This is a genomic window from Mycobacterium sp. 1245801.1 (genome assembly GCF_001673055.1).
Lineage (GTDB): Bacteria > Actinomycetota > Actinomycetes > Mycobacteriales > Mycobacteriaceae > Mycobacterium > Mycobacterium europaeum_A.
In genome coordinates this window covers 1-9,502 of sequence record NZ_LZKY01000089.1, presented here as the reverse complement: position 1 = coordinate 9,502, position 9,502 = coordinate 1, and the positions used below count along the sequence as shown (strand labels likewise).

21 protein-coding genes are annotated in these 9,502 nt (G+C 66.4%); all 21 read right to left on the bottom strand.

Annotation, left to right across the window (positions count from 1 at the left end; all coding sequences use genetic code 11):
* Positions 1-146: 146 nt before the first annotated feature.
* The 21 genes from A5622_RS27875 to A5622_RS30680 all read right to left on the bottom strand — a co-directional run bounded on the left by A5622_RS27875 (position 147) and on the right by A5622_RS30680 (position 9,103).
* Positions 147-554, bottom strand: a complete 408-nt coding sequence (locus tag A5622_RS27875) for a DUF4406 domain-containing protein (RefSeq protein ID WP_082994533.1) — start codon at positions 552-554, stop codon at positions 147-149.
* Positions 555-612: 58 nt separating this feature from the next.
* Positions 613-756, bottom strand: a complete 144-nt coding sequence (locus A5622_RS28930; RefSeq protein WP_156752853.1) for a hypothetical protein — start codon at positions 754-756, stop codon at positions 613-615.
* Positions 753-1,544: a bifunctional DNA primase/polymerase gene (locus A5622_RS05605; RefSeq protein WP_066877218.1), complete on the bottom strand. Its 792-nt coding sequence runs from the start codon at positions 1,542-1,544 to the stop codon at positions 753-755. Before A5622_RS05605 ends, A5622_RS28930 begins: the two co-directional genes overlap by 4 nt.
* A complete protein-coding gene (locus A5622_RS05600; protein ID WP_066877216.1) occupies positions 1,544-2,359 on the bottom strand; it encodes a hypothetical protein in 816 nt (271 codons plus the stop codon). The genes A5622_RS05605 and A5622_RS05600 overlap by 1 nt, the downstream gene beginning before the upstream one ends.
* Before the next feature lie 145 nt (positions 2,360-2,504).
* The gene (locus A5622_RS05595; protein ID WP_066877214.1) at positions 2,505-2,741 is read right to left on the bottom strand and encodes a hypothetical protein; all 237 of its coding nucleotides are present in this window, start codon (positions 2,739-2,741) and stop codon (positions 2,505-2,507) included.
* Complete coding sequence (locus tag A5622_RS05590; protein WP_156752852.1) at positions 2,738-3,133, bottom strand: hypothetical protein; 396 nt, start codon at positions 3,131-3,133, stop codon at positions 2,738-2,740. The genes A5622_RS05595 and A5622_RS05590 overlap by 4 nt, the downstream gene beginning before the upstream one ends.
* A gap of 108 nt (positions 3,134-3,241) precedes the next feature.
* Entirely contained in the window at positions 3,242-3,775 is a 534-nt protein-coding gene (locus A5622_RS29540) for a hypothetical protein (protein WP_066877212.1), read from the bottom strand.
* 70 nt (positions 3,776-3,845) lie between these two features.
* Positions 3,846-4,217 (bottom strand): hypothetical protein, encoded by a 372-nt coding sequence (locus tag A5622_RS05580; protein ID WP_066877210.1) that lies wholly within the window; start codon positions 4,215-4,217, stop codon positions 3,846-3,848.
* Positions 4,214-4,552: a nucleoside triphosphate pyrophosphohydrolase family protein gene (locus A5622_RS05575; RefSeq protein ID WP_066877220.1), complete on the bottom strand. Its 339-nt coding sequence runs from the start codon at positions 4,550-4,552 to the stop codon at positions 4,214-4,216. The genes A5622_RS05580 and A5622_RS05575 overlap by 4 nt, the downstream gene beginning before the upstream one ends.
* Before the next feature lie 18 nt (positions 4,553-4,570).
* Positions 4,571-4,834: a hypothetical protein gene (locus A5622_RS05570; RefSeq protein ID WP_066877208.1), complete on the bottom strand. Its 264-nt coding sequence runs from the start codon at positions 4,832-4,834 to the stop codon at positions 4,571-4,573.
* Positions 4,831-5,964 carry a hypothetical protein gene (locus A5622_RS05565; RefSeq protein WP_066877206.1) on the bottom strand — a complete coding sequence of 378 codons (1,134 nt, stop codon included), beginning with the start codon at positions 5,962-5,964 and terminating at the stop codon, positions 4,831-4,833. Before A5622_RS05565 ends, A5622_RS05570 begins: the two co-directional genes overlap by 4 nt.
* Positions 5,965-5,966: 2 nt before the next feature.
* Positions 5,967-6,224 carry a hypothetical protein gene (locus A5622_RS29535; RefSeq protein ID WP_066877205.1) on the bottom strand — a complete coding sequence of 86 codons (258 nt, stop codon included), beginning with the start codon at positions 6,222-6,224 and terminating at the stop codon, positions 5,967-5,969.
* Positions 6,224-6,568: a hypothetical protein gene (locus tag A5622_RS05555; protein WP_066877203.1), complete on the bottom strand. Its 345-nt coding sequence runs from the start codon at positions 6,566-6,568 to the stop codon at positions 6,224-6,226. Before A5622_RS05555 ends, A5622_RS29535 begins: the two co-directional genes overlap by 1 nt.
* Entirely contained in the window at positions 6,565-6,756 is a 192-nt protein-coding gene (locus A5622_RS05550) for a hypothetical protein (RefSeq protein ID WP_066877201.1), read from the bottom strand. Before A5622_RS05550 ends, A5622_RS05555 begins: the two co-directional genes overlap by 4 nt.
* Positions 6,749-7,342, bottom strand: coding sequence for a hypothetical protein (locus tag A5622_RS30020; protein ID WP_066877199.1), 594 nt, complete (start codon positions 7,340-7,342; stop codon positions 6,749-6,751). Before A5622_RS30020 ends, A5622_RS05550 begins: the two co-directional genes overlap by 8 nt.
* A complete protein-coding gene (locus A5622_RS05540) occupies positions 7,339-7,878 on the bottom strand; it encodes a 3'-5' exonuclease (RefSeq protein WP_066877198.1) in 540 nt (179 codons plus the stop codon). Before A5622_RS05540 ends, A5622_RS30020 begins: the two co-directional genes overlap by 4 nt.
* A complete protein-coding gene (locus A5622_RS05535) occupies positions 7,875-8,291 on the bottom strand; it encodes a helix-turn-helix domain-containing protein (RefSeq protein WP_066877196.1) in 417 nt (138 codons plus the stop codon). The genes A5622_RS05540 and A5622_RS05535 overlap by 4 nt, the downstream gene beginning before the upstream one ends.
* On the bottom strand, positions 8,288-8,464 hold the full coding sequence (locus A5622_RS05530) for a hypothetical protein (RefSeq protein WP_156752850.1): 177 nt from the start codon (positions 8,462-8,464) through the stop codon (positions 8,288-8,290). Before A5622_RS05530 ends, A5622_RS05535 begins: the two co-directional genes overlap by 4 nt.
* Before the next feature lie 8 nt (positions 8,465-8,472).
* The gene (locus A5622_RS05525) at positions 8,473-8,691 is read right to left on the bottom strand and encodes a hypothetical protein (protein WP_066877191.1); all 219 of its coding nucleotides are present in this window, start codon (positions 8,689-8,691) and stop codon (positions 8,473-8,475) included.
* Positions 8,688-8,906, bottom strand: a complete 219-nt coding sequence (locus tag A5622_RS05520; protein WP_232002805.1) for a helix-turn-helix domain-containing protein — start codon at positions 8,904-8,906, stop codon at positions 8,688-8,690. The genes A5622_RS05525 and A5622_RS05520 overlap by 4 nt, the downstream gene beginning before the upstream one ends.
* A complete protein-coding gene (locus A5622_RS30680; protein WP_066876094.1) occupies positions 8,903-9,103 on the bottom strand; it encodes a helix-turn-helix transcriptional regulator in 201 nt (66 codons plus the stop codon). The genes A5622_RS05520 and A5622_RS30680 overlap by 4 nt, the downstream gene beginning before the upstream one ends.
* Positions 9,104-9,502 lie beyond the last annotated feature (399 nt).

Sequence of the window (9,502 nt, the reverse complement as noted above, 5' to 3'; positions counted from 1 at the left end):
CCGTGGCCGCAGTTGCCGCAGCGGGCGTCGGCCAGGCCGTAGCAGCTGGGGTCGATGGTCGCGATGCAGCCGCGGCGCCCGCCTCGAAGCCGAAGTGGCGCAAGGCCTTGGCCTCGAAATGATCTGGCCGTCCGAAGTCGACGACTTCATCGCCGACCGGGGCCGCCGCCGCGGCTGCGGGACCAGCCGTTGAGGAACACGACGCGGGCGCACTTCACCAGTTCGGTGATGTCTCGCCTCAGGTACCAGTCCCATGGGTGTTTGGTGTCGGGGTGGATTTCGGCGGGGTTGATGACGGTGAGGCCGGCGTCGCGTAGCCGTTTCGCCATGGCGTTGAACGCCGGGTAGTTGTGGTCGGCGTAGCCGGTCATGGGTCCGGCGATGTAGGTGATGCCGGCGGCGGCCGGGTCGTCGGTCAACTGGTGCGCGAAATCTGTAGCATTCGACGTTTTCCTGTTGCATGCTGCATATTTCGCGCATAGGGCTTCCAGGTCACGCAGCAGCGCGGCGTGTTCGCGGGCGGCCCGCAGGTCGTTGGCTTCGGTGGTGGTCATCGGTCTCCTAATCCGAAGGTGCGCAGTATTTTCAACCAGAGGCGGTGCAGGTATGCCCTCATCGGAGCATCGCCGCGGCCGTGATGATGGCGCCGGCGATCACGCCGGCCAGGAGGGCGCTCGCGGCGATGAGTGTGGCGCCCATGAATGCGAATGTTTCGTCGACGTCGGGGACGAGTCCGCCGTAGTCGTTGTCCGTCATGCGTTTAGCCTTTCGGTGAGTTGCGGTGAGGGTTTCGAAATCCAGGTCCATTTGTGGCCGTGGTCGCCGAGCCAGGATGGTGGGGCGACGACGTAGCCGCCGAGGCCGCGGTAGTCGATGCCGGGTAGCATGCGGGCTTTGTTGCCTTCGCCGGTTGGGGCGGTGAGGAAGTGGCGGCCGTCGCTGGCGGTGGAGACGATGCCGTGGATGTGGGGGGCGGCGTCGGCGGCGACGATTTCGCGCCAGGATGCGGGGCCGTCGGGTAGGTCTACGTCGATGACGTCGAAGGCGTGGCCGGTGGCGATCCCTATGTTGGCGTTGGGGTTTGCGGTCCAGTAGGCGCGGATCCGGTCGACATCGGTGGTGGCGTCGTACAGCCCGTGACCCGGCTTGCCGCATTCGCCTTTGCAGACGCCGCGCAGCGGGTCGCCTTCGGGGTGCGCGGTCGGGAAGGCCGGCACCTTCTGTTGCGGCCGCAAAGGGAACACTGGCCAGCCCCATTGCGCGTAGATCGCGGCGGCGTCGCCGAGCCGCGGCGGTGTCTGGTCGAGTTGGTCGATCTTGTCTTGCAGCGCGGTGAGGTTGAGTTCGTCGTGGGGTTGCGGCTTGTAGTTGGGGGCGGCGATGCGGGCGACCATGGCGGCGAAGTTGTCGAACAGTTTGTCGGCCTGCGTTTTCGGGGCGGCAGGGCAGCCGGGGTGGGTGGCGCGGTGGCTGTCGTTGTTGATGGCGTCGTAGGTGAGGGTGAGTTCGCGCCGGCACGTCGCGCACGTCGTGTGGATGAGCATCAGCGCTCCTCGGGGTGGTCGACGAAGCAGCCGCAGCCGCCGAAGTCGAATTCGTCGAACAGGTCGAGTTGCGGGCCGCCGGATTCCATGCGTTCACGGAACGCCCGCAACGTCAGCGGGGTTGCTTCCGCGCCGCGGCGGTCGCGCAGGATCGCGACATCCTTGCCGAGGTGGTTGCGCAGCTTCTGCTCCTCGGCCTCGTGGAACAGGTAGCGTTCGCGGTGTTCGCGCAACAGCAACCGGAACTGCGCCTGGCCGGCGCGGACACAGAACCCTCCGCAGTTGTTGTGCGGGTACCCGGCCGCGTACAGCCGAGGCGGTTGCAGCCCTTCGGCTTTCGCCGCGGCGATCATGTCGGCCTTGTCGAGGTACGGCGGATCGGTCAGCGGCGCCTCGGCACGGTATGGCAGGTAGGCGTTTCGGATCGCGGGCAGCCTGTGCGTCTCGGTCCAGTCGATGCCGACGTACACGGTGGTGTCGTGGTCGCAGTTGGTGTCGAGCCATTCGCGGCACGGGATTTGTTTGAGGAATTTGGAGCAGTTGGCGAGGCGGGCGTTGCCGAGGAAACGGTTGTCGTGGAATACCTGCCAGATGCTGCGGCCGTCGCGGACGGTGACGAGCCGTGCGCCGAGCTGGCCGGCGGCGTCGTTGATGAAGCGGTAGGTGTCTTCGTCTTCGCCAAGGTGGGGGTTGTCGTTGTCGCCCTTGACATCTGCGAAGAGCAGCGTCACGTCGTCGGTGCCGTGTTGGTCGATGACGCGCGCGGCGGTGGCCCAGGAGCCGATGCCACCGGAGAACATGACGACGTGTTTCATTGGCAGCCTGGTCGTTCCGCGAAGAATGCGCTCAGCGGCGCCCATTGGCCGTCAGCGACGTAGCCCCACAGTTCGGCTCCGCCGAATACCAGCACCAACACGGTGACTAGGCCAAGGGCAAAGACCCAAACGGATTCTCTTGTGGTCATGTGACATTCCCTTTCGTTTCCTCGCGTGGCCGTACGTGGGTGGCGCGGACCGCGACGGTCTGTTGCGGCATCACTTGGGCGCCGCCGCGCCCGAAATCCCACTCGGGATCGACCTGGATGCGGCAGCGGACGTAGCCGCTGGATTCGAGTTTCTCGACGACGCCGGGCCATTCGTTGCCTTCGAAGTCGACCCACACGTCGTCGCCCTGCGCGGGCTTGTAGGTGTCGGTCATGCGGGGATCCCGGGGCCGGTGATGCGGGTGTAGGGGCCGCACCATGGGTAGATTTCGGCGACGTCCGCTTCGTCGCCGGCCAGGTAGCGGCCGTTGTTGTCGCCCCAGTACCAGTAACCGTCGTCGTAGAACCATCGGCTGCCGTATTGGTCGACCCATTCGTGCGGGCGGCACGCCTCGGTTAACTGCTCGGCTCGCAGTGGGGCACCGCCGCTAGCGAACGTGGCCAGCGCCTCAGCGCCGGTGTCGAAGTCGACGCCGCCTAGGCCGGGTAATTGGTTGCCGTCGTGGTCGCGCAGCGGCGGGCATACACGCCACTTGCCGTTCGGGGTGTGTTTCGGGCAGACGATCAACCATTTGGTGAGATCGCACGCCCATCCTGGTTTGTCCACGTTCACGCTCCTAGTTGGTTGTGGGTGCCGCGGGCGGGGGCCGTTCGGCCGGGGACCAGTGGGTCCGGGATGCGGGTAGGCCCGCCCCCGCCCGCGGCGGTCAAGGGGTCAGAACGGAGGTTCGTCGCCTGCCCACGGGTCGGCCGCCGGCGCAGCGGCTGCGGGTGCGGGTGCGGGTGCGGCGGCCGGGGCGGGGGCGGCGCCCCACGGGTCGGCGGCCGGGGCGGGCGCGGCAGCGACAGCGACGGGGGCGGCGCTGTTCTGCTTGTAGCGGTCGCTGGCGATGTAGCGGCGCGCCAGGTCCTTGTCGGCGTCGGTGGGGTCGAACAGCTTCCAGGGCGGGTTGCCCTTGGTGGCTTCGCCTTGGCCGAGGCGGCCGAGGTTGAATCGGCCGGTGCCGACGTTGCCCTTGAGCTGGCCGAGCATGACGAGACCGAACACGCGGCCGTCGCGGAGCACGGTTCCGGCCTGGGGGCCGTCGAGGATGTGGACGTCGGCCTCGATGGCTTCCTTCTCGCCGTAGTCCTTGGTGGGGACGGCGGTCAGGTGTGCCTTGGGCTTGATGAGCAGCAGCCGCCCGTTGTGGTCAACGGGCTTGAAGGTGTCCGCCGAGCCCGGACCGTCGAAGAGGTCTTCGCTCACTGGTTGTTCTCCTTGCGTTTATCGTTTGATACCGCGGGCCGCGGTACCCCTGTGCGGCGTTCGTCGCCGGCTAGGTCTGGTGTTTGAGTGCGCCGTCGAGGGCTTCGCGGGCGTCTACGAGCTGGCCCTCGAGGTCGAGCACATGCGCGCGCAGCTTTTCGAGTTCGCGTTCGGCTTCGCGCAGTTCGTGTTTGGCGACGTCGGCGCGATCCGTGGCCTCGTCGCGTTCTTCTTCTAAGCCCTCACACTCTTGGCACGCGCCCACATCGTAAACGAACACGGCGACACGCCGGCCTGGCCGCAACTCGAGTGCGTCGCCCGGGTGGAACGTGCCGGTGATGACGATGCGATCCGTTGCGAAGGACTCGATTTCGCCTTGCGCGGCCGCCATCCCGGAGGTGTCGACCGCGGTGCGGTTGATGTCGGTGGCCGCGGGTTTCATCGGTTGTCCCCGGATCCTTGCAGCACGCCGCGTTCCTTGCGGTCGGCCAGCTTCGCGAGGTTTCCCGCCGCGATCGCGTCGAGGTCCATGCCGATCTGGGTGGCGAGTTGTGCGACATACCACAGCACGTCGCCGAGTTCGTCGGCGAGTTGCGCGCGGTGGTCGTCCGACACGGCGCCGAGGTGGTCGCGTGCGATCTTCTTGACCTTGTTGGCGATTTCGCCTGCCTCGCCAGCCAGTCCGAGTGCGCAGTACGCCACCCCGGTGTAGTTGCCGATGTCGCCGCGGCCGGGGTAGACCGCGGTGCTTTCGGCTTGGCGCTGGTAGGCGACCATGTCGCGGATCATATTGTGTCAGTTCCCTTCTGTTGCTTCGACTTCGACTGGGCGTTGCACCAGTTCTTCGGGCACAACGATCAGGGCTTCGGGGCGCAGCGGGTCGAACGCCTCCACCGGCAGCCGCACCGTGACGCGGACGGCCACCTGGTCGGCGGTCAACTGCGCGGGGCGGCCCTGCGTCACGCGGACGACCTTCGCGTCCCGAACTTGCTTGGTTCCGTGCCGCCACCTGGTGCCTTCGACCGTGAGATACGCGGTCGCGTCAACCGTTTCGCTCATATCAGCGCTCCTTCTGTGTTCGCTTGCGCTTCCAGTTGCGCGAGCCGCTGCTTGACGGCCGCCTTGAATGAATCCGACAGCGCGCCGGGGTGGTTTGCCGCTTTCATCCACAGTTCGCGGAGCGCGTCGACGCTGGGCGCGTTGACGGCGGCTTCGTCGTAGGTGGGGTTGAGGGCGAGTTTGTCGAGGTGGGTTGGTGGTTCCCATTCGTCGATGCGGGTGAACAGCCCCTTCTCTTTGCGCCATTCCCAGTTCGCTTGGGCGCGTTGGCATCCGGTCCAGCCGCGCAGGATGTCGACGAAGTGGAGTTCGCATTTCGCTTGGCCGGCGGGTAGGTGGATGACGGCGGCGCGCCGCAGGCATAGTGGCGGGATGTCTTTGTGGCGGCCGGTGTCGTGGTCGTAGGCGGTGCTGCGGGCGTAGAGGGCGAACTGCATGGCGATGGTGCGTTGTTCGTCGGCCCAGTCGATGTCGCCGGTTTTGACGTCGAGGATCATGTATTTGCCGCCGAACCGGGGGTCGGTTCCGGTGCCGGTGCGGTCGGGGGTGCCGGCGACTTGCCAGGGGTCGAACACCCGCATCTGCTCAATGGAGGTGTACCGCAGGCCGTAGCGGGCTTTGGCGGTCTGGTAGGCGTCGAGGTCGGAGTCGCGGATGTCTTGCGGGTAGTCGCTGTCTATGAGGTCTTCGTCGGCGAGGCTGGCGTATTCGGCGGGTGAGGGTAGTGCGCTGCGGGGTTCGCCGCGGTCCTCGAGTTCGGTGCAGTGGTGAAGGTAGGAGCCGATGGCGGCTTTGAGGTGCGGCCGCATGTGCGCGAGGGCCTGCGCGGCGATCCGGTTCAACGCTTGCCGGTCGAGGCTGTCGGCGGTGCGGGCCGCGGCGGCCTCAACCAGGTCCGGCCGGCTGGCCATTCCTAGCACTGTGAGCCGTTTCTCCCAGCGGTCGATGTTGTAGGAATCCTCAAGGACGTCAATGAATTTCGTTGTCCGACGGTACGACGGCGGGCGTTTCTTGTCCTTGGCGAATTTCGCGACGACGTCGGCGTGTGTTTTGCCGCGTCCCGGTTTCGGGTAGATGAGCGGGCGCCCGCGGCCGTCGCGGGGCACCGCGTTGGTGTAGATGCGGGACACGGCTAGCTGGCCTGGTCTTCGTCGTCGCAGCCGCCGACGGATTCGAGCGGCGCGTCGAGCAGGTGCACGATTTTGCCGCCGAACACCCGGGTATTTGCGGCCGGTGTGGGTGGCCTTAGCGCGCGCAGGGATTCGGCGATGTCGATCAGCGCGTGTGTTTGCGCTAGCCGCAACGCTGGCCGGTGTAACTGTTCGATTCGCGCGTTTTCTTGCGCTACCGCGAGCGCCTGCAGCGCCGCCGCCAGGTGGTCCTTAGCCATCACATGCCTCCCAATCGTGCGACAGCGCCCGCCGCCGCCATCTGTGCTTGTTGAATGAACTGGATGCGTTGCGCCAGCCCGGGCACTTTCGCGACGTCGTGCGGGGCGACGGGCGCGAATATCACTTCGCTGTAGTCGGTTTCGTCGTTGTAGTTGACGTGGCAGGGGCGCCACATGATGCCGCGCCGGTCGGGGCCGAGCCACTGCAGCTCGTCCATGACGGACCGTTTGTCGCCGCGGTAGTTGGCGCGGCGCCGCGGCGCCGGCTCCCGCTCGGCTACCGTTTGATCCGTTGGCGTCTGGTGTTTGTCGCCGTTGGCAACGGTAACACCCTGGTTGGTCATTTGCCGAAGCCTGGGGCGTTGAAGATGCTGCCGAACAGGTCTCCGAGGCCGGCGAATCCGCCGCTGTTGTCGAGGCCGCGGCGGTGCCGGTCGGCTCGGCGCGCGGAAACAAACCCGGCGGCCACCGCGGGCGGCATGCCTTCGGTGAGTTGGCGTTCTTCGTCGGTCAGCGGCTGCGGCTCAAACATTGGTGTTCCCTTCGGTTTTCGGTAGCGACCAGACGCTGGGGACGCCTTGTGAGGGGCGCCGGATTGTGACGCCGATGCGGTTGCGCGCGCCGCGCAGGCCGCGTTCAGATATGCCGGCGTCGGCGGCGGCGGCCGCGACGTCCAGCGCCCGGGACGGCCCGCGCTCTGTGAGGTAGTCGGTGAGCCATTTGCTGGTGTCGGTGACGGGTTTGGGTTCCGTAGTGTCTTTGACGACGCGACCCGCTACGACACCGATGGGGCGGCGGCCGGGTGGCAGCCCGTCGAACCAGGTGCGGCATTTCGTCAGCGCGGGGCAGGTGTTGCAGAGGTGTGTTGCGGCTTCGGCTCGTTCGTCTTCGCTGTCGGTGACGTCGAAGAGGTCCCACCGGCCGGCGCATTTCGCGCCGGGTAGCGACGGGACGGCGGCGAGCGCCCCCACGAGGGCCTGCCAGGTGGTTTCGGTGATGGCGACCCTTGGTCCGGCCGCGGACGGCGCCGCGGGTAGGTGTTGAGGGGTTATGGGGGTGTCGCCGGGGTCTTCGGGGGGTGGCCGTTTCGTGGCTATGTCGATCACGTCGGCGGTCATGCGTTGCGCCGACCGATCGCCTCGGCGATGCGGAAGCACTCGGCCGTGGCCTTCGCGTCACCCAGCGCCGAGTGTTCGGCATCGTTGACTACGCCGAGGCGTTCGCAGCAGTCGTGGAGGCCGGGGATCTCGGCCGGGTAGATGCCGAGCGCGCCTGCCACGTAGGCGGATACGTCAGCCAGCCGGTAATTCCAGGATGGTTTCATGTTGGTGGCCGCCACGAGCATGTCGGCGTCAAATCGTGGGTTGGCGCCGGCGAACGTGTTTCCACGCAGCATGTTCCACAGGCTGATGTATCGGTTGGTGTTGGCGACCTCGGATTTTTCCGCTGTTTTGTAGACTCCGCGTTCGTAGTAGCGGTTGATGCGCAGCGCTTCGGGGTCTACGTTGAGGATTTGTTCGGGGGTGAGGTACGGGGCGAAGATGAGTGTTTGTCCGGTGTCTACGTTGATCGCCGCGATCTCGATCGGCACATGAACCTTCGGGTCCAGGCCGGTCGATTCGATGTCGACCACTATCAGGTGGCGTGTGCTCATGCGGCGTTGCTTCCCTTCACGTTTGAGCGGCCGCCCGTCGCGGCCGCTACTGGCGCTTGCTTTTCCAACCTGTTCATGGCGCGCGCTAGGGCGGCAGCCTCGGCGGCCTGGCGGCGGTCCCACTTGTAGCCGGGCAACTGGCGGCGCAGCGTGGTGTCGCTGCGGCCCAACGTGCGGGCTACCTCCGCGTACGAGGCTCCGCCGCCGAGCAACTCGGTGGCGCGCAGCAGTTCCCGGCCGGTGAGGGGACGCGGCATCGGCTGGGCGACGTCAGCGGCGACTCGGTGCCGGCCGACGGACCGCATCGAGATGCCGAGGTGTTCGGCGATTTCCCGCGCTGTCCTCCCCTGCTTGGTCAGGGCGATGACTTGCTCGCGTCGCCAGGCGACGACCGCGGGGTCGTGGTAGCTCACTGCCACACCACCCATTCGGCGCAGACCGCCGCGCCGAGTAGCGCCATGGTGGCGAGCAGGATGATCACGGCGACGATGTCGCGGGCCGTCACGGTTTGGGCGTGGTGGTCGCGGGGCTGCGGCGGGCAGAACATGAGGTGGACGAGTTCGTCGGTGATGCGGCGGCTCGGCATGCGGATGCTCATTTCGTGAGGCCGGCCCATCGGGCGGCGGTGAGTGCTTCGCGGAGGTCGGCGCACGTCGCGGCGAGCTGGATCGCGATGTTCTGCCAGCCGTCGACGGTGGACCTGGCGGCGACGAGTTCGTCCTCGAGCGCAGCGATTTGGGCGTTGCCGTCGTCGAGCGCGGCTACCGTGCCGGCGAGCGCGGCCTCGGTGTCGGCGACGTGCCGGGCGTTCACTTGGGCTCCCAGGTGGGTAGCTCGGTGGCGAACCGGCGGACCTCATCTCGAGTAAACACCACGCGGCTGCCCAACATACGTGGTGTGATAGCACCGCGCCTGACATAACGGTCGAGTTCGCGCGTCGACATGCCCGCGAGGGCTTGCGCGGCGTCCTTCTTGCTCAGCAGCTCGGGCTCCATCACGACACGCGCCGGCGCGGCGGTCCCGCTCATTTCGCGTCTCCGTGTTTGATGTGAGTGCGCTTGTTGTTTGTCGGGATGGGCCGGAAAAGTACGGCCGGTCGGACACCGAGCACTTCGGCCATGCGGGCGGCGCGGTCCGCCGACAGGGTGGTGCATTCACCGGCGAGGAGCCGGGACACAAAAGAGTGGTGAATTGTGCTGCGGCTGGCCAGTTTTCGCGCCGACATGAGGGCGCCTGGTTGGGGGCCGACTAGTGTACGTAGGAGGGTCAGGTTTCGGGGCTGGACGTGCTTCACTGGCAACGTAATCACTTGCTTTCGGCTGTTTACCGCCCGTCACGGCGGCCGCTTTTGAATGTGCAACAAGTGTCGCCTACTCGACGGTAATCCGTCAAGCAGCACGCGCTACCTACTTTTCGTTCATGCGACACCTTGACGTTCTAATTACAGCCGTGTAAGTATGATGACCTGCGAAGATGGTGACGGCGCTCACTATTGCGGATGCGACACCAGCAGGTATAGTCACGTCCAACGGTAGGCGTTTAGATTCAAAGCGTCCGCCGACACGAGAGAAAAGGGTTGGACACAATGCCTACCAATGACAGGCACGGCGATCTCACCTTGCCT